This is a genomic window from Chroococcus sp. FPU101, assembly GCF_017312365.1.
Classification (GTDB): Bacteria; Cyanobacteriota; Cyanobacteriia; order Cyanobacteriales; family Microcystaceae; genus Chroococcus.
Map to the genome: position 1 here is coordinate 1 of NZ_BLJI01000029.1, position 18429 is coordinate 18429.

At 40.1% G+C, this 18429-nt stretch carries 16 protein-coding genes; 10 read left to right on the top strand and 6 right to left on the bottom strand.

Annotated elements, in window-relative coordinates; genetic code table 11:
• The first annotated feature begins 167 nt into the window (after positions 1-167).
• Both CFPU101_RS19145 and CFPU101_RS19150 read left to right on the top strand, forming a co-directional pair.
• Complete coding sequence (locus CFPU101_RS19145) at positions 168-1364, top strand: tetratricopeptide repeat protein (protein WP_206816933.1); 1197 nt, start codon at positions 168-170, stop codon at positions 1362-1364.
• Positions 1365-1449: 85 nt separating this feature from the next.
• Positions 1450-1662 carry a hypothetical protein gene (locus CFPU101_RS19150; RefSeq protein ID WP_206816934.1) on the top strand — a complete coding sequence of 71 codons (213 nt, stop codon included), beginning with the start codon at positions 1450-1452 and terminating at the stop codon, positions 1660-1662.
• Here CFPU101_RS19150 and CFPU101_RS19155 read toward each other — a convergent pair.
• Both CFPU101_RS19155 and CFPU101_RS19160 read right to left on the bottom strand, forming a co-directional pair.
• Positions 1659-2264: a (2Fe-2S) ferredoxin domain-containing protein gene (locus CFPU101_RS19155; protein ID WP_206816935.1), complete on the bottom strand. Its 606-nt coding sequence runs from the start codon at positions 2262-2264 to the stop codon at positions 1659-1661. The two genes, CFPU101_RS19150 and CFPU101_RS19155, sit on opposite strands and share 4 nt — an antisense overlap.
• Before the next feature lie 21 nt (positions 2265-2285).
• A complete protein-coding gene (locus CFPU101_RS19160; protein ID WP_206816936.1) occupies positions 2286-2549 on the bottom strand; it encodes an Asr1405/Asl0597 family protein in 264 nt (87 codons plus the stop codon).
• A 156-nt stretch (positions 2550-2705) separates the two neighbouring features.
• Between CFPU101_RS19160 and CFPU101_RS19165 the strand changes: the two genes are divergently transcribed.
• The 5 genes from CFPU101_RS19165 to malQ all read left to right on the top strand — a co-directional run bounded on the left by CFPU101_RS19165 (position 2706) and on the right by malQ (position 9514).
• On the top strand, positions 2706-3026 hold the full coding sequence (locus tag CFPU101_RS19165) for a DUF6825 family protein (protein ID WP_206816937.1): 321 nt from the start codon (positions 2706-2708) through the stop codon (positions 3024-3026).
• Between the two features lie 132 nt (positions 3027-3158).
• On the top strand, positions 3159-4847 hold the full coding sequence (locus CFPU101_RS19170) for an AarF/ABC1/UbiB kinase family protein (protein WP_242578113.1): 1689 nt from the start codon (positions 3159-3161) through the stop codon (positions 4845-4847).
• Positions 4848-4875: 28 nt separating this feature from the next.
• Positions 4876-5652, top strand: a complete 777-nt coding sequence (locus CFPU101_RS19175; protein ID WP_206816939.1) for a PP2C family serine/threonine-protein phosphatase — start codon at positions 4876-4878, stop codon at positions 5650-5652.
• Positions 5653-5743: 91 nt separating this feature from the next.
• Positions 5744-7903 carry a polyphosphate kinase 1 gene (gene ppk1, locus CFPU101_RS19180; protein WP_206816940.1) on the top strand — a complete coding sequence of 720 codons (2160 nt, stop codon included), beginning with the start codon at positions 5744-5746 and terminating at the stop codon, positions 7901-7903.
• Between the two features lie 102 nt (positions 7904-8005).
• Positions 8006-9514, top strand: coding sequence for a 4-alpha-glucanotransferase (gene malQ / locus CFPU101_RS19185; protein WP_206816941.1), 1509 nt, complete (start codon positions 8006-8008; stop codon positions 9512-9514).
• A gap of 53 nt (positions 9515-9567) precedes the next feature.
• Here the strand turns inward: malQ and CFPU101_RS19190 are convergent, their stop codons facing one another.
• Together CFPU101_RS19190 and CFPU101_RS19195 are read right to left on the bottom strand one after the other, a co-directional pair.
• Positions 9568-10077: a pentapeptide repeat-containing protein gene (locus tag CFPU101_RS19190; RefSeq protein WP_206816942.1), complete on the bottom strand. Its 510-nt coding sequence runs from the start codon at positions 10075-10077 to the stop codon at positions 9568-9570.
• Between the two features lies 1 nt (position 10078).
• Positions 10079-11482 (bottom strand): LCP family protein, encoded by a 1404-nt coding sequence (locus tag CFPU101_RS19195; RefSeq protein ID WP_206816943.1) that lies wholly within the window; start codon positions 11480-11482, stop codon positions 10079-10081.
• 282 nt (positions 11483-11764) lie between these two features.
• On the opposite strand from CFPU101_RS19195, the gene CFPU101_RS19200 reads away from it, so the two are divergent.
• From CFPU101_RS19200 to CFPU101_RS19210, 3 genes are read left to right on the top strand one after another with little or no spacing between them, the layout of a single operon-like run.
• Positions 11765-12100, top strand: a complete 336-nt coding sequence (locus CFPU101_RS19200; RefSeq protein WP_206816985.1) for a XisI protein — start codon at positions 11765-11767, stop codon at positions 12098-12100.
• A 10-nt stretch (positions 12101-12110) separates the two neighbouring features.
• A complete protein-coding gene (locus tag CFPU101_RS19205; protein WP_206816944.1) occupies positions 12111-13706 on the top strand; it encodes a radical SAM protein in 1596 nt (531 codons plus the stop codon).
• 39 nt (positions 13707-13745) lie between these two features.
• Positions 13746-13967 (top strand): hypothetical protein, encoded by a 222-nt coding sequence (locus CFPU101_RS19210; protein ID WP_206816945.1) that lies wholly within the window; start codon positions 13746-13748, stop codon positions 13965-13967.
• A gap of 17 nt (positions 13968-13984) precedes the next feature.
• Here the strand turns inward: CFPU101_RS19210 and CFPU101_RS19215 are convergent, their stop codons facing one another.
• Together CFPU101_RS19215 and CFPU101_RS19220 are read right to left on the bottom strand one after the other, a co-directional pair.
• Positions 13985-15835 carry a sulfite reductase flavoprotein subunit alpha gene (locus tag CFPU101_RS19215; protein ID WP_206816946.1) on the bottom strand — a complete coding sequence of 617 codons (1851 nt, stop codon included), beginning with the start codon at positions 15833-15835 and terminating at the stop codon, positions 13985-13987.
• 66 nt (positions 15836-15901) lie between these two features.
• Positions 15902-18382: a nitric oxide synthase oxygenase gene (locus CFPU101_RS19220; protein WP_206816947.1), complete on the bottom strand. Its 2481-nt coding sequence runs from the start codon at positions 18380-18382 to the stop codon at positions 15902-15904.
• Between the last annotated feature and the right edge of the window lie 47 nt (positions 18383-18429).

Sequence of the window (18429 nt, forward strand, 5' to 3'; positions counted from 1 at the left end):
TTTTCAATAATTGGTATAAGATCTTTCTTAATACTTCTTAACACAAAAATTTATACCATTTTGAGAAAACCGCCCCCTAACCCCCCCTCACAGGAGAGGGAACGAGCATCGGCTGATCAAAAAATCGTTTTATAATTAATTAAATTTGTTGAATTATTCTTAAATTTATGCCTAAACTTAGTCTTTGCATGATTGTCAAAAATGAAGAAGCTAACTTAGCAAAATGTTTAGAGAGTGTCAAAGATGTTGTCGATGAAATGATTGTCATGGATACAGGTTCAACGGATCGAACTGTAGATATTGCTCAAGAGTTTGGTGCAAAAGTTCCGTTTTTTACTTGGTGTGATAATTTTTCAACTGCTCGCAATGAAGCGTTAAAATTTGTTACTGGAGATTGGGTCTTAGTTTTAGATGCTGATGAAACACTTGAGCGGAAAATTGTTCCTCAAATTAAAGAGATTATGAATAATGAGGATGCTTTAGTGATTAATTTTATTCGTCATGAAATTGGGGCGGCTCAATCTCCCTATTCTCTGGTTTCTCGTCTTTTTCGTAGCCATCCTAAGCTTTATTTTACCCGTCCTTATCATTCTTTAATTGATGATAGCGCGACTCAATTGATGAAAGTAGAACCACACTGGAAAGTTATTGATCTACCTGCTATTGGTATGCTTCATTATGGCTATCAAGCTGAATTTATTAAATCTTTAAATAAATATGAACGAGCCAGAAAAGCAATGGAGGGTTTTTGGCAAAAACATCCTCATGATCCTTATGTTTGTAGTAAGTTAGGGGCATTATATTTACAAATAGGACAAACGGAAAAAGGTTTAAAATTACTCAAGCAAGGAATTAAAGCAAATACGGCTGATTTTAATGTAATTTATGAACTGCATTATAGTTTAGGAAATGCTTATACTAAACAGCAGAAAATCGAGCAAGCTGTTAAACATTATCAAAAAGCGATCGCACAACCGATTATCGATCCACTCAAGTTAGGAGCCTACAATAATTTAGGGGGATTATTACAAGCAATTGGTGATCTACAAAATGCCAAAAAAGCTTATGAAGTGACGATTAAAATTGATCCGAATTTTTCGACGGGTTATTACAATTTAGGAATGCTGCTAAAAGGGATGGGAAATTTACCCGAAGCGGTCAAACATTATCAAAAAGCAATTTCAATTAATCCAGAATATGCTGAAGCGTACCAGAATTTAGGGGTGGTTTTCTTTAAATTAGGTTATTTAGCGGAAAGTCAAGCCGCTTTTAAAGAAGCGATCACACTACATGAAGCGCAAAACCCCGAACAGGCCGAAAAATTACGCTCTGGACTCAACGAATTAGGAATGCTGCCAAACTAAAAGGTAACGTTTTAAGACAAAATTCTCCCTCTAACCCTTAGAACTTTGTAAAATTAGATACAGAACATATTAGGGTGATCTGTATATGTCTGTTATTTCTTTAAATGTACCAACCACACAACCTAACTGCGATACCAAGTTACAAGCATCCACATGGGTTAAATTACGTGAATTACCATCGCCTTATAGCTACGATGAGGCTTTACTTTTATGTCAAACTGAAGACTGTTCTTGGATCGCTTGGATTCCCGAATATGGCGAAATTAGGCTATCTCCTCAGCAATTAATGGGTTTTTAACGTGCTAACTGTTCATAGCCTACAGTTACGGAATTAGCCGTTGCTGTAAAATGCTTATCGAATAAAAAACCGATTTCTTGAGGTCTGACGTTACTATAACGTGCTTTATCGGGCATAATAATGACGTTAGGCCCATTTTTGCATTGTTTTAAACATCCTGTGAGTTTAACTTGCACTTGTTCGGTTAAACCTTGCTCATGAATCGTATTCTCAATCGCTTGACAAACTTCTTGTCCACCTCGTTTCCAACAAGTTGACTTTTGACAAATCATCACACAAGCTTTATTCGTTTTAGCGGGGGTGGTTTCAGTTTTTGTTACGGCTTCTGGTAAACGTTTTTGCGAGTCAAGAACGATAATACTACTAGCATTTAGCTTCAGTTTGCCCGATTTCCATTCACTTTGACCTGTGATTTCGAGATGAGTTCCAGGTGCGATCGCTGTATTTAAAGTTGTTCTAATTTCTTTTTCGGGTTTAATCCAATATTCCCAGTCTGAGATATTGACCCTAACATATTTAATCTTATAACCATCTTTAATGACAAAACCAATTAACTGAGCCTGTACTTGGAAATCTTGTACTTGTTCTCGAAATTTTGACATAATTGTTACCAAAATTAGATTTTATTGAATTTCTTTCGCAGTTGCTGCATACCAACAACGGTTCAGCCAACAGAGCAAGTCAGAGCGATCGCTACAGATCCGCCGCGACACACTCCACAGCAGTATGAGATCCGTCGGTGTTTGGAGATTTACCCGTAAAGGCTCATGACTTTGACAAGAACAAATGACCTTTAACTCTTGTAAACGTTGATAAACATCCCAACGTTCTGAGCCTTTGAGAGACAGGGCTTGACTAAATTGCCAATGTGGTTTATCGACGTTCATGGGTTAGCAAATGAAAAATTATTCTTTTTTTGAGTATAGCGAATAAGTGCTAATAATTCTCAATAATTTTTCAAGAGAAGTCAACTGATAACTGACATCAGTAGGGAGAAGCGAGATATAATTTGTTACGAAACCCAATATTAAAAAAGATTTACCATGAGCAACCCTGTGATTCAGGCTTTTTTCGTCGGACGAGCCTTAGCAGAAGTGTTAGGGGAAAAACTAGAAGACTCCTTGACTAATGCTTTGAGCGATCTAGGTAAATTTGATGCTGAACAAAGAGAAAACTTAAGAGTGTTGATCGAAGAAGTACAAGCAAGAGCCGAACGCCAAGCAGCGCAAGGAGCCTATACTGATGACGGTGTAAGAAGTAATAAAAGTTCTGTTGATTTACAAGAAACCATCGACGAACTAAGAGCCGAAATTGCGACCGTTCGTTCTGAGCTAAAAAAATATCGAGAACAGCAACCGCATTAAACCTTTGAGGGGATATGCAGACCAAATCTTAGCACTAGAATAGAAGTAGCCATTATTGTATTACGGAATATTAAAATAGTGTCTGCTCTGTCACAGAACAGCAATTTAACCTATTCATCCGATCTTAAGCGTGTGCCGCAACCAAAACCTAAGAAGACTTCCTATCGTTGGAACCGAGAAAACTACTCGACTAACCGCCGACGCTTTGATATATGGCGGTTCGTTGTTATCCTGCTTTTTCAATTTTGGCTAAATAGCAAAAATTGGAGTTATATCGGAGGCTACACCGCAGAAAAAGCAGCTACCCGTCGTAAAAAACAAGCCGTTTGGATCACCGAAAACTTGCTAGAACTGGGGCCAACCTTTATTAAAGTTGGACAGTTGTTCTCGACTCGTGCTGATTTATTTCCCAGTGAGTATGTCGAAGAACTAAGCAAACTACAAGATCAAGTTCCCGCTTTTCCCTACGAACAAGTAGCTAAAATTATTGCGGCTGACTTAGGTAAACCCATTCCTCAGCTTTTCCGCAGTTTTGACCCAATTCCCTTAGCTGCTGCTAGTTTAGGACAGGTTCACAAAGCGCAACTCAATTCAGGTGAAGAAGTCGTTGTTAAAATTCAACGTCCTGGACTCAAACAATTATTTACCATTGATTTAGCGATTCTCAAACGAATTACCCAATATTTCCAAAATCATCCAAAATGGGGCAAAGGTCGCGACTGGATCGGGATCTATGAAGAATGCTGTAAGATTTTGTGGAAAGAGGTCGATTATTTAAACGAAGGGCGAAATGCGGATACTTTTCGGCGTAATTTTCGCGGTGAAGATTGGGTGAAAGTACCTCGCGTTTATTGGCGTTATACCTCTCCTAGAGTGGTTACGCTAGAATATTTGCCTGGCATTAAAATTAGTCACTATGATGCCATAGAAGCCGCAGGACTTGATCGGAAATTACTCGCTCGTCTGGGTGCAAAAGCCTATTTACATCAACTGCTGAATGATGGCTTCTTTCATGCCGATCCCCATCCTGGGAATATTGCGGTTAGTGCCGATGGTGCGCTAATTTTCTATGATTTTGGCATGATGGGTCAATTGCAAAGTAATGTTAAAGAAAAATTGATGCAAACCTTATTTGGTATTGTTTCCAAAGATGGCGATCGCGTCGTCAATTCTTTAATTGCGCTTGGTGCGTTGGTTCCGACAGGCGATATGTCTCCCGTACGGCGCTCGGTACAATTCATGTTAGATAATTTCATGGATAAACCGTTTGAGGAGCAGTCAGTCGCCTCCATTAGTGAGGATCTCTATGATATTGCGTATGATCAGCCCTTTCGCTTTCCCGCAACCTTTACCTTTGTCATGCGAGCCTTTTCGACCTTAGAAGGGGTTGGCAAAGGTTTAGACCCTGAATTCAATTTTATGGAGGTGGCACAACCATTCGCCACACAGGTTATGAGTGATTTAACAACATCTAACGGTAATGGTTTATTTGATGAAATTAGTCGTCAAGCTGTACAAGTGAGTAGCACTGCTTTGAGTCTACCTCGACGCATTGATGATACCATTGATAAACTTGAGAGAGGGGATATTCGAGTCAGAGTTCGTTCTAGCGAGTCTGATCGAATTTTGCGTCGTTTAGGTACAATTCAAGTTAGCACTAACTATACTTTATTTATTAGTGCTTTGATTATTTCCGCGACACTCCTCTTTGTTAATGGTTATAGCACTCTAGCCTTAATATCGCTGCTTTTAGCAGGGATTCCGACATGGGCTTTATTTCGCCTATTCCGACGGCTAGATCGGCTCGATAAAATGCCATAATCCATCATTCATGTAAGCCACTTGACCGATGATCAGTCGTAATTGTGCTGGATACAGTGATCCCGGGGTCGTGCGTCCAGTTAATCAAGATAGCTATTATATTGACCCACAGGGGCGTTTTTACATCGTCGCTGATGGCATGGGAGGTCATGCAGGTGGTCAAGAAGCAAGCCAAATTACTACCCAAACCATACAAGCTTATCTCGAAGAATACTGGGATTCTGATGTACCTTCTGATGAACTGCTAGAAGACGCTTTGTATCAAGCAAATCGAGTTATTTTAGAGGATCAGTATCAACATCCAGAACGCTCGGACATGGGTACAACTGTTGTTGTTGTGCTGTTTCGACAAGATCAGTCATGGTATACCCACATTGGGGACTCTCGTTTGTATCGCCTCCGTAACAATAAACTTGAACAAGTCTCAGAAGATCATACGTGGGTCGCTCGTGCTTTGAAAATGGGCGATATTTCACTCGAACAAGCGAAAATACATCCTTGGCGACACGTTTTGTTTCAATGCTTGGGAAGACGCGATCTCCGTCAAGTTGAGATTTATCCCCTTGATGTTGAACCAGGTGATCGCCTAATGATGTGTAGTGATGGGTTAACCGAAGAAGTGGACGATGAAAAAATTGCGACCATTCTTGGGTTAGAAACGTCATCAGAACAAATCGTTATTAATTTAATCGAAGCCGCTAAAGCCGCAGGGGGATCGGATAATATTACGGTCGTATTGGTAGCCGAAGAATATCCCTCGATCGTGAGTCATGTTCAACCGCCCTTAAGATTAACAGATTCTTAGTTTTCTTAACCTAAAGATAAATTACATTTATAGCCGCTCAAGATACGATTAGGGTCTAAGTAGTTTTGATCTTATTTTTTAATACACAATTATGGTTAATTCGGTCACTGCTGACATCAATCTTAAAGAACCGCAATATTATTTTAATCGTGAGCTAAGTTGGTTAGAGTTTAACTATCGCGTTCTGGCTGAATCACTTGATCCACGCACACCGTTATTAGAACGCCTGAAATTTAGCGCGATTTTTTGTTCTAATTTAGACGAATTTTTTATGGTACGGGTCGCGGGTTTAAAACGTCAGGTGGCGGCTAATGTCACACAATTAACCCCTGATGGTCGCACGCCTGCCGAACAACTTAATGCCATTAGCGATCGTCTGCGTCCTTTGGTACAAGAACAGGCTCATCATTTTGAACATACCCTAAAAAATCTGTTAGACAGTGAAGGAATTCATTTACTTAACTACGTCGATCTCGATCAAGAACAGCGCAATCATTTCCATCAATACTTTGAGCAACAAATCTTTCCAGTACTAACACCTTTAGCCGTTGATCCAAGTCATCCTTTTCCCTATATCTCTAATCTAAGTTTAAACTTAGCCGTTGTCCTCAGAGATCCAGACACAGATCAAGAATGTTTTGCGCGGGTTAAAGTTCCCAAAATCTTACCACGTTTTTTAGCCCTACCCAAAGAACTCGGACAACAAGGAGAGAAGCCATCAATTTGGACGGGAGTACCGTTAGAACAGGTCATGGCACATAATTTAGAGGCTTTATTTCCAGGTATGATTATACAAGAGTGTCATCCGTTCCGAGTTACACGTAACGCGGATCTCCAAGTCGAAGAAGACGAAGCTGATGATCTCCTACAAGCCATTGAACAAGAAATCCGTAAGAGACGGATCGGTAAATCAGCCGTCCGCCTAGAAATCTATGCCTCTACACCCGTCCATATTAAAGAAAGATTGATGGATGATTTGGCTTTAGAAGAAATCGATGTCTATGAAATAGAAGGATTATTGGGACTAAAAGATCTATTTTATTTTATGTCGATTCCGCGTCCTGATCTTAAAGAAACGCCCTGGACAGCCGTTACACCGCCAGTTTTAGAAAACATTAAAGAATTGGTCGATGGCAACGGCGATAATATTGTCAATCAAGAGGGGGACGATATTTTTACCCTGATTCGTCATTCTGATATTTTAGTCCATCACCCCTATCAGTCCTTTACCGCTTCCGTTCAACAATTTATTACTCAAGCGGCCCATGATCCCCAAGTTTTAGCGATTAAGATGACCCTTTATCGGACATCGGGGGATTCTCCGATTCTTAATGCTTTAATTGCGGCGGCTGAAAATGGTAAACAAGTTGCGGTGTTAGTCGAACTAAAAGCCCGTTTTGATGAGGAAAATAATATTACTTGGGCGAAACACCTAGAACAATCTGGCGTTCACGTTGTTTACGGTTTAGTCGGCTTAAAAACTCATACTAAAGTGATTTTAGTGGTTCGCCAAGAAGGGAATCAAATCCGTCGCTATGTTCATATTGGGACTGGTAACTATAACCCAAAAACTGCAAAATTGTACACAGATTTAGGGTTATTTAGTTGTCGCCAAGAATTAGGGGAAGATTTGACGGATTTGTTTAATTTCCTCACAGGTTATTCTCGTCAGAAATCCTATCGTAAACTATTGATCGCTCCAGTAAATATGAGAGAGCGGATGATCGCGATGATTTTACGAGAAGCCGAACACTGTCGTAATGGGGGAAGTGGTCGCATTGTCGCTAAGATGAATGCTTTGGTCGATCCCCTGATTATTGAAGCTTTGTATCAAGCCTCAATTGCGGGTGTTCAAATTGATTTAATAATACGCGGTATTTGCTGCCTACGTCCTGGCATTCCAGACGTAAGTGCGAATATTCGTGTGATTAGCATTATTGGCCGTTTTCTAGAACATTCTCGAATTTTCTATTTTCATAATGGAGGAAATGAGGAAATTTACATCGGAAGTGCTGATTGGATGACTCGTAATCTCACCCGTCGGGTTGAGGCGATTACACCCGTTGAAGATCCAGCGATTATTAAAGAATTACAAGAAATTCTAGGGATTATGCTTTCAGATAATCGTCAAGCGTGGGATTTACAACCCGATGGTACATATATCCAACGTCTCAAGAGTGAAAATGGTCAAGAACAATCAACTCATGTCATCTTAATGGAAAAAGCGGCTAAATACAGCAGAATTGATTGAGAGATCATTTTCAGTTAAAAATCCCCTACCTTGGGCATACTCAACCCCTAACGAATTCGATTACCATTTAAAATTTAGAAATGACGTTGAGGTAATCCAGTTATGCCATTCCCCCGCACTAGCGGTATCTTACTCCATCCGACGAGTTTTCCCGGTCGTTACGGAATAGGAGATTTAGGAAAAGAAGCCTATGAGTTTGTTGATTTTTTAGTTCAAAGTAAACAGCGACTTTGGCAGATTTTACCGTTAGGGCCCACAGGATTCGGAAATTCTCCTTATATGAGTTTTTCTGCGATCGCAGGAAACCCTCTTTTAATTAGTCCAGATATTCTGTTTGAAAAAGGACTTCTAGAGGAAGAGGATTTACAAAATCTGCCCAATTTCCCCCTAGATATGGTGGATTTTGAAAAAGTCATGGCTTGGAAAATGCCACTTTTGCAAAAAGCCGCGCAAAAGTTCGCTCTTTCTATTCAGTCACTTCCCATTGCTGCCCGTCAATTTGAAGGATTTTGTCGAGGAAATGCGTCTTGGTTGGATAATTACGCCCTGTTTATGGCTTTATTGGACACGCAAGGGACAGGAAGTTGGACACAATGGTCGCAAGAGTTACGCCATCGTTATCCTGATGTCTTAAATCAAGCGCGTCATGATTTACAGCAAGAAATTTTCTTTTATCAGTTCTTGCAGTATGAATTTTTTGAACAATGGTTTGCTCTCAAACGTTATGCTAATGTCTCTGGAATACAAATTGTCGGTGATATTCCGATTTATGTCTCGCAAAATAGCGCGGATGTTTGGTCACATCCAGAGGTTTTTAAACTCGATCCCAATACTGGAGAAGCTTTAGAAATTGCAGGGGTTCCACCAGATTATTTTTCGGCTACGGGTCAATTGTGGGGCAATCCGATTTATAACTGGGATTATCTAGAATCCACTAATTTTGATTGGTGGGTACGTCGTGTACAAAGTGTTCTTTATGTCGTCGATGTGATTCGGATCGATCATTTTCGGGGGTTAGAATCTTATTGGTCGGTTCCTGCGGGTGAAGAAACTGCAATTAATGGTCGATGGGTAAAATGTCCAGGGGCTGCGTTATTTGATGCAATTCGGTCTAGATTAGGAACATTGCCGATTATTGCCGAAGATTTAGGGGATATTGACCAAGCAGTCTTAGATTTGCGCGATCGTTATGGTTTTCCTGGGATGAAAATTCTGCATTTTGGCTTTGGGAGTGATTCGGGAAATCCTTATCTACCGTTTAATGCGAGTACCAATAGTGTCATTTATACGGGAACCCACGACAATAATACGACAATTGGCTGGTATTACGAAGATTTAGCCGATTATCACAAAGACCGTTTTCATGAGTATATCGGTTGTGTTAGTCATTATGGAATTAGTTGGGATTTGATTCGCCTCGCGTTAAGTTCGGTTGCAAATCAAGCGATTATTCCTTTACAAGATCTTTTTAGTTTAGGATCTGATGCGCGGATGAATACCCCTGGAAAAGCTGAGGGTAACTGGAGTTGGCGTTATCGTGGAGAAGCACTAACCCCAGAATACAGCGCACGTTTAGCTAATTTAACGACTCTTTTTGGTCGAGCTAATTAAACCAGTATTTTCATAATTAGGGTTTGGTTCTTTCTAAACCCTTTCTAATTTAATTAATGACAACCTAGACTATCTCTGGTGGCAACACCTGTAACGGGGTTAACGCCGTCGGCATACTTACACATTAAAGTGACTTGATAGGAATCAATTACCGCGTCTGAAAAATCGGCTCCTGTAATAATTGTGTCATAAAAACGAGTCCGAGTGGCGATCGCATCGACGAAAATCGCATTTGTTAAGTTGGCAAAATCTAGGGTTACTCGATCTACTAATGCTCCAGTTAAATTCGCATCGCTTAAATTGGCATTTAAGAGAATGCCTTCAGTTAATATTGAATAGGATAGATCCGCCCCTTCAAAAGTTGAACCCCGCAGATTCGCCGCCGCAAAAACCCCTCTTTTTAAATTTTGATGGGAGAAATCTTGGTTGGCTAAATCACCATAGGTATGATTGATTGTACTTTCTTGTGCGAGTACGGGTGATGCGTCGAGTAACACCCATGCGATCGCTAAAATAATAATCATTAATACACTGAAAATACGACGAAAAAAAGATTTAAACATTTTATTGGAGAAGGCTAGAGGCATCTGTTCCTAAACGGATCGTTAGATCTGATTCTAAATCACCTGTGGAAGATGAGTCTACTTTCCCAAGACCGAGAAATTCTTTGATGTTAGTTGCGCTTTGTGTGTCGCCTTTTTGAGCGACTATTTCGGTCGTGGTTAGCCTTTGAGTGGATTCTTCGTGCAAAATATAAGTGTTATGATAGCCTTCTTTTGCTAAATAATTTACCATGCGACGGGCTAAACCAGGTTCATCGGTGAGGTTTTGAATAGCAATGCGTAACCCTTGACTCGAATTGGACGCATCTTCTACCGTGTTTGAGGTATCGAAATATTTTTGCATGATGCGATCGCTTTCGTCTTGATTAATAATCCAATAGCTTTTTCCATCAAATTCTTCTAAACCGCCAAATCTTCCTGGTAATAAGACCATTTTTAGCTGTTCTTGGTCTAAAGTTCGTCCATAATTCGCTAAAGCTAACATTTCATCTATTGACAAATTCGTATCAATATGCTCTTGCAAAATTGCGATTGCTTGGGGTAATTTTGGTAAAATTGCGGGACTAAACAGACGTTTTTGTAAAGCTTTTAAGAGAACTTGTTGGCGTTGAACGCGACCGATATCACCATATTTTGTATTACGATAGCGGGCGAATTGTTCTGCTTGATCTCCATTAAGAGTTTGTACCCCTGGTTCTAAATGAATATCTAGCTTTTGCGTGACATCTTGATAAGACATGGCAAAAGGAACATTAACCTCAACTCCACCGACGAGATCGACTAATTGTTTGAAAGCTTCTGTGGTGATGCGTACATAGCGATCGACATTTACACCATCTAGGGTATCACTGACAACCTCTGCGGCTAATGCTGGCCCACCTTCGACATTAGCATCATTAATTTTAGTGTAGCCCACACTAGGGATCTTAACGCGGCTATCTCTAGGAATGGAAAGCATTTTTACTGAGTGATCTTGAGGGTCGATGCGGATCAGTAACATCGTGTCACTACGACTGTTAAACTGAGCATTAGGATCAAGATTTTTTTCCATTACTTGATCAATACCCATGACTAAAATATTTATGGGGCGCGAAATTTGATAATTAAATAAAGAATTCCAGTTGTCGTCTGATGATTGGATGATTTCTGAGCGATCGGGAAATTGAGCTTTTTGTAAAATTGGGTTAGATTTAATCGATAAAGGACTCATAATAGCTAGTGCTGCGCCAAGTGTAGCAGAGATGGCGGCAGTTGCGGCTAAACCCATTCCCCAAGCGATACCCCGATAGAAAGAGGAAAAGCTTTTTGATTTGCGAAATAGTGGAAGCGTGAAGTTTTCCTCGTATGTATCGTTATCAGTTTTTCTGTTCAATTTTTTGGAAAATCTTTCCACACTATTTGCCATTGGTACCTCACCACCTTTTAGCCCTTATTGGGTCTATCTTGCTAAGTAAGAAGTTAAGTTTAAGAAAAAGTTCCTTTATAGAGTAGCTTATTTCTGGTTTCTTGGGGAGTTTGGCCGATGTTTTCCACATTTTTCTAACTTTAGTAGTATTTTGGTACCATTAAATTAGGTTTTGTTGTTTATAAATTTTCCCTAAAATGTTCTCTTAATGAGGGTAACCAGACCAAACCCCTAAAATTTATGGAGATTTGAGATAAATAGCTATGAGGAGGATATTACAAAATAAGTAAATTAAAAAATTATCGCCAGTATATTCAGAAAGTTATTTTAGAATATGGACAAAAGGAGCAACCTCATGGCGACATCACAACAGAATTTGTTTTCGATACAGTTGGTGATCATTATCAGCTTATTCGAGTCGGTTGGAGAGATGATCATTGGATTTATGGCTGTCTGATTCACATGGATATCATTAATGATCAGATTTGGATTCAGTATAATGGAACAGAGGTAGATTTTGCACCTATAATTGTTGCTCTAGGTGTTCCTAAACAAGATATTGTTCTAGCGTTTCATTCTCCCTACAAAAGACAGTTTACGGAATATGCCGTAAGTTAAAGACTCAAATATGTCTGTTTTTACTCAAGAACGTTTGCTTTTTTCGCCTGTTTCTCCTAATCTTGATGCGATTCCGATTATTTATGCTTTTCCGAATGAATATACGGTTGGAATTACCAGTTTAGGATATCAGATTATTTGGTCTACTTTAGCGATGCGTTCTGATGTTGAAGTCAGTCGTTTATTTACGGATATTTCTGAAAGTTTACCCAGAGATCCAGAATTATTAGGTTTTTCGTTTTCTTGGGAATTGGATTATGTTAATATTCTTTCTTTATTAGAGTCTTTAGATATTCCGTTTCATGCTGATCAACGTAAAGATAATCATCCGTTAGTATTTGGAGGTGGGCCAGTTTTAACGGCTAATCCTGAACCGTTTGCGGCTTTTTTTGATGTAATACTCTTAGGAGACGGCGAAAATTTATTAGATGATTTTATTAACGCTTACAATGAAGTTAGAGGTTCTGATCGCAAAACTCAATTACACCATCTAGCACAAGTATCAGGTGTTTATATTCCCAATTTATATACTGTTACATATTCTACTCCAGATGGTGCAATTTCTAGCATTGATCCTGTAAGTTCCGATATTCCCAGTTTTATCCAAAAACAAACGTATCGGGGGAATACTTTATCTGCTTCAACGATTGTTACTCCTCAAGCAGCTTGGGAGAATATCTATATGGTTGAAGTGGTTAGAAGTTGCCCTGAAATGTGTCGTTTTTGTTTAGCAAGTTATCTAACATTACCCTTTCGGACAGCGAGTTTAGAGTCTTTAATTCAGAATATCGAAAAAGGTCTAACCGTAACGGATAGAATTGGTTTACTCGGTGCATCTGTTACCCAACATCCTGAATTTGAATCTCTGTTAGATCATCTATCCTTACCTGAATATGATCATGTTAGACTTTCTATTGCTTCAGTTCGGACTAATACCGTTACCGAAAAATTAGCTCAAACCTTAGCAAAAAGGGATACTCGTTCTTTAACCATTGCTGTAGAAAGCGGTTCCGAAAAAGTTAGACAAATTATTAACAAAAAACTGAAGAACGAAGAAATTATTCAAGCGGCAATTAATGCTAAAGCAGGGGGTTTAAAGAGTTTAAAATTGTATGGAATGGCAGGAATTCCAGGCGAAGATGATTCAGATATTGAGCATACTGTCAAGATGTTAGTCGATATTAAAAAAGCTGCACCTGGACTTAGATTAACCTTCGGATGTAGTACTTTTGTTCCAAAATCTCATACCCCGTTTCAGTGGTTTGGAGTGAATGCAGATGCAGAAAAAAGGATGAAATACTTAGAGAAAAAATTGCGATCACAAGGCATCGAATTTCGACCAGAAAGCTATAATTGGTCAGTGATTCAAGCTTTGATTTCAAGAGGCGATCGTCGTTTAACCCCCTTACTCGAACTGACTCGATCATATGGTGATACAAAAGGTAGTTACAAACGCGCTTTTAAAGAATTACGAGGACAATTACCTGATCTAGATTATTATGTTCATCAAAACTGGAACCTAGATCAGATTTTACCCTGGCATCATTTACGAGGGCCATTACCTCAAGAAACACTGGTCAAACATTTAAAGGAAACGGGACTGTAAAAATATAATTGTAGTCAGATAAAACTTAGAGTTTCCGTCATGACTCATTCAGTTAAAACAATCAAATCTGAAAAGTTAGCTGATGCTCTATGCTCTATTAAAGCCGTTAAAAAATACCAGCTTGATAGACAAACTTATGGTGCTAACCGTGTTCGTTTATATGTTGATGATGTTGACGGCGACTGGTTGAACGACTTTGATAAAAAAGAAACAAGTGAACTAGAAGAGCATCACTTGTCTCAGGATTTATGTGAAACTTAGGTGTTATTTACAAGATTCTAAACACTTACTAGAACTTCTTGCGTCTGCTGAACACGGTTGAGCCATTTTTCTGCTTTGGAGTAGTTGTCTTTTTGGACTTGTTTGATTGCTTGTTTAAAGTTCAATTGTACGCCCCAGACATCGGCAAAGAAGCGTTTTTCTTGTTTCATTTTGTCAAAAAATTCCACCGCTTCGATGTGAGAGAGTTGTCCAACGGTTTTGGCGATCGTCATAAACACTTCAAACACATCATCGGCCATTTTCGCATCCCCACACACATAGTAGTGACACTGAGGATGGCTGAGTAATTGCCACAGTTCTTTTGATTGTTCTTGAATCAAAGTTTGTACATAGACTTTGCGATCATTTAAGCGAGAATATGCGACTTCTAAACCCGTTAATATGTTTTGTTGCTGCCACTTGACTAATTGTTCTCCATAGAGAAAATCATTGTGATTACGACAACCAAAGTATAGACTAGCTTCTCCAAGTGAGATGTCTTGCTTTTGTAATGCTTCTCTGTATTGTAGGAAAGCAATGAGAGGTGATACACCTGTTCCTGGGCCAACCATCAACATCGGAGCAAGCGGATCAGCAGGAGGACGAAAACCAGAGGTACGGAGAGAAATCCGAACGCGATCCCCAGTTTTTAGACTTGCTAGGTAATTAGAACAGAGTCCTTGACGAGTTTTACCTGCATCGGTTGTAATTTGGAGTACCCCGACGGTAATTTGTACTTGGTTAGGATATAAAACGGGACTCGAAGAAATCGAATAGAGACGGGGTTTTTGTTTGGGTAGTAGTTCTAGTAAAGCTTCTAGGATAATGGTTGCCGAGGGAAACTCATCAAATAGATCCGCAACACTCATGAAATTATCGGCGATCGTCTTCTTGAGAGTTAGACTATCAGGATGATCTTCACCCAGTCGTAAAATTTCTAGCCAAGTTTCCAAACGTTGTTTGTCTTGTGGATCTTTTGCGGTTGAGTATAGATAGTGCAGAAGATCGTTAAAGGGTTCTCGTAAAGAGAGATCGAGTTCTTCCCCTAAAACTTGACCCACAGTAGTCGGAACCGCAACGGGTGGTTTATCCTCGGTTGTCGTTCCATCGGGTGCGACATATTGAGCCGTAAAATAGGTATTAGAAGTAATTCTCATTCGTTGACACAAACGCTCTACGAGTTCTAGAAGATTACAGGGATACACGGCAACATGATCACCTGTTTCGTACTGCATATCTGTACCCGAAATATCAAAGACGATATAGCGAGTCGAACGACTACCAGGGATGACTTCTTTTAACAATTCATCATTAGCGATAATTGGCACTGAAGCGATCTCCACAGATACAGGGGGAATCGTTGCAATTTCCGCATCACTTAAATAAGATACAGTCAGTTTTGACCCTGTAGAAGTTGTTGTATCTCCTGATGTCTCATCTGACCCCAAGACACGAGAAATCAAATCTAACCACTGTTTAAACGTGTCCGCTTGTCCTTTGATTTCGTCTCCTTTATGGAGAGGTACGATACAATTGGCACCTACTTTCGCTAAAGCTTTATCGACAGCAATTCCAGCCGCGCAGAAGTGTTCGTATACAGTACTACCTATTCCCAGTACAGAATAGTTTAAGCCATCTAGAGAACCCTTTGGCTGTTGTTTTACCCATTGTAAAAAGCCTTTACCGTTACTCGGCATTTCCCCATTACCAAAGGTGGATGTAACGATCAAGATCAGTTTTTCTGAGGCAAGACTATCAGGTTGATACTCATCTAATGCCATCACCTTCGAGTTAAATTTCTGTAATTGTCGTGCTGCTTTGCGGGCAAAACCCTCGGCCGTACCTGTCTCAGACGCATACAGGAGCAAAATACGGTCTTGCTTATTGCCATCTTCATCAGCGACAACAGTGAGCTTTTCTAGATCGATGCCATCTTAGACATCCCAGCGATCGGCTGCATGGTGATAAGCTGGTTCTAAATAAAAATCACGCATTTGGTGATGCCACACAGGACAAGCACTACCCCCCGCAGCAGGAACCACCCAACCAAAGTCACCCGGACACTCGCGGCCTGCTTTCTTTTCGCGTAAGTCATGGGTGAGGAATTGACGGGATGCTGTCTGATGATCCACCATTGTTACTTTGGCTTTTTGGAACGAGTGGAGGATCGCAATATTTAATTCAAGTGCTACGCGATCGCGCCAGAGGGTTTGTTCTGAGCTAGTATCGAGTTTAAGGACTTTCGCAATATCTTCCATTTTATTGTAACGGTACTCATCAAGAAAATCTCGCATAATCTCAGTATCCATGTACCAGCCATTGAAGGGAATACAGCCGTAATTAATGCCGCCGATATGAACGGAAAAATTACTAATTGCAGGTATGGCATACCAACGCATTCCGAGATCCTTAAACTCTGGAATGGTGGGATGTTCAATGAACACTTCTAGTACTTCATCTTTTTCCCAATGATACATCTTGGGTTCTTGTCCAGGGACTTCAATGACTAGAGGCAAAATATCGTATTCGGTTCGCGGTTCGGGGGGTTGCCAACCAAATTTAATGATCGCGTCAGTCAATGCAAGGTTAGCGGGATCACCGATGACACTACCATCGGCTTGTTTATAAGCAGCATAACGATACAGTTGAGAGTTCCATGTCCGAATACCCCAGCGTTCTTTTGGTTGGCGCGGACGGAAAGCAGTCATTGTAATTTGTAAATTACCGCCATTAGTGGCAATTTTGACGTGTTCTTTGAGTTCTTGGAAGATTTCATCGGGATCAGTGATGTGACGGCGATCGCGTATTACCATATTATTCCAGGCAATTCGTCCGACACACTTAGAAGCATTACGCCAAGCGACTTGCGCCCCATACGCCAATTCTTCGTAGGTATGAGTATAAGTTCCTGTCGCTCTAATTTCTTCTTGAATTTCCTGCCAACGTCGTGAGCGATCTTCGAGTTCCCATGCTTGTTCAGAGGAAATTAGATCAAGAAACTGTTTTGCTTTTTTTAATAGTCGTTCTTCATTGAGTTTAGGCAGTTTAATTACGTTAATTACTCGGTCTAAGAGTGTTTGCCATGCTTGACGCAATTCATCTGAAAAGTTTGGGTCATACTTTTCAAATAAGGTAAACATGGTGTCACCAATGGCAGGATAAGCACAGGTTGGAACTTCAGCAAAGCTATGGACTTGCCCTAAAAATCTGAGTTCTTGTAGCATTTCCTCGCTACTACCACTTTGCAGACAACGCATCAAAAATTCTAAGGCTTGGAATAAGTGTAGAGATAAATAATCCATGTCTGCTCGTCCAAAAATTGGCAGTACAAACGGGTATTTTTGGAACAAAATTTGATAAAATTCCATCCCCATTTCCTGCTTATTTTGGCTAAATACCGACCAAGATGCCGCCATTTGTTGTAGCATTTGAGGGGGTAATGCTTCTTCATAGCGACGAACGGCGCTCGCCATTGGTAAAATAATATAAGTATTAAAAAAGCGATAAAGTGCAGAATTTGAACCAAAGCTCAAGTTTTCGAGATCGTATTCTTCTAAGTAGGGAGTTGACGGCAGCATCCACATCCAAACTTGGCGCGCTTTGATCCAATGTTGCGGACGCATTCCCAAGTCAGCAAACAGCTTACCGTATTCTTCTACTGTATCTAATCCGTCTCCTTTTTCGGGGGGAACTCCCATCAAAGGTTCACCAATGATTATTTGTGTTTCGGGTTGAAGTTGATGTACTGCACAATCAAACAATTCATAAAAGAAATCACTGATACTAGCGATCGCTTCTCCAAACTGGTATTCTAATTCGGGTTCCTCCAGCAAAAGCCTTTTGAGAAACTTTTCCATTTGTAGTTCTTTCCAAGCACGAAGCTTGTTCCACACATCTTTAACAATGACTTCTTCAGCAGAGGTTAAAGTCACCGCTTCTGGTAGTTCTACCGCAACGTTACCGTTAGTATGGCTTTTTTTCCAAGTTTTGTGACCGTTTTGGTTATTTAAAAGTGAAATGGTGCTATTATTGCTCTCATTCGTACTCTGTGTCAAACGCGCTTTTAGTTTTAACTGTGGTGCTTGAGTCCAAGTGGTGAGGGGAAATTCTAACTCGGTGCTGCGTTCTCCATTAAGATAATCTTGAGTGGTAAACCTTATTTCTCCTGCATCTTGCCAAGGTTGGCTAATATCCCCTTCTCGATAACAAAAGGTAATAGCGATCGTACAATCACCTTTATTCTTTAACTCTACCAACCAACTCGGCTGCATCCGAGCGAACAAATCTTTATTTAATAAAGTTTTTCCCTCATTAGAAAGAATTTGAACGCGACATTTGTACTTGTATTGGTTAGAAATCGGAAAATTAGTTGCAGAGATTTCGGTTAAGTGAATAATTCGTTGATTATCTTGCATATCTATATAACTAGAGGGAAAATAGAGTGAGCCACGTCAACAGCCAA

Coding starts and splice junctions, on each gene's coding strand:
- CFPU101_RS19190 (WP_206816942.1), bottom strand. CDS start 10,077: ATGTTTAAATCTTTTTTTCGTCGTATTTTCAGTGTATTAATGATTATT.
- CFPU101_RS19195 (WP_206816943.1), bottom strand. CDS start 11,482: ATGGCAAATAGTGTGGAAAGATTTTCCAAAAAATTGAACAGAAAAACT.
- CFPU101_RS19210 (WP_206816945.1), top strand. CDS start 13,746: ATGACTCATTCAGTTAAAACAATCAAATCTGAAAAGTTAGCTGATGCT.
- CFPU101_RS19220 (WP_206816947.1), bottom strand. CDS start 18,382: ATGCAAGATAATCAACGAATTATTCACTTAACCGAAATCTCTGCAACT.
- CFPU101_RS19145 (WP_206816933.1), top strand. CDS start 168: ATGCCTAAACTTAGTCTTTGCATGATTGTCAAAAATGAAGAAGCTAAC.
- ppk1 (WP_206816940.1), top strand. CDS start 5,744: ATGGTTAATTCGGTCACTGCTGACATCAATCTTAAAGAACCGCAATAT.
- CFPU101_RS19165 (WP_206816937.1), top strand. CDS start 2,706: ATGAGCAACCCTGTGATTCAGGCTTTTTTCGTCGGACGAGCCTTAGCA.
- CFPU101_RS19150 (WP_206816934.1), top strand. CDS start 1,450: ATGTCTGTTATTTCTTTAAATGTACCAACCACACAACCTAACTGCGAT.
- CFPU101_RS19175 (WP_206816939.1), top strand. CDS start 4,876: ATGATCAGTCGTAATTGTGCTGGATACAGTGATCCCGGGGTCGTGCGT.
- CFPU101_RS19160 (WP_206816936.1), bottom strand. CDS start 2,549: ATGAACGTCGATAAACCACATTGGCAATTTAGTCAAGCCCTGTCTCTC.
- CFPU101_RS19155 (WP_206816935.1), bottom strand. CDS start 2,264: ATGTCAAAATTTCGAGAACAAGTACAAGATTTCCAAGTACAGGCTCAG.
- CFPU101_RS19205 (WP_206816944.1), top strand. CDS start 12,111: ATGTCTGTTTTTACTCAAGAACGTTTGCTTTTTTCGCCTGTTTCTCCT.
- malQ (WP_206816941.1), top strand. CDS start 8,006: ATGCCATTCCCCCGCACTAGCGGTATCTTACTCCATCCGACGAGTTTT.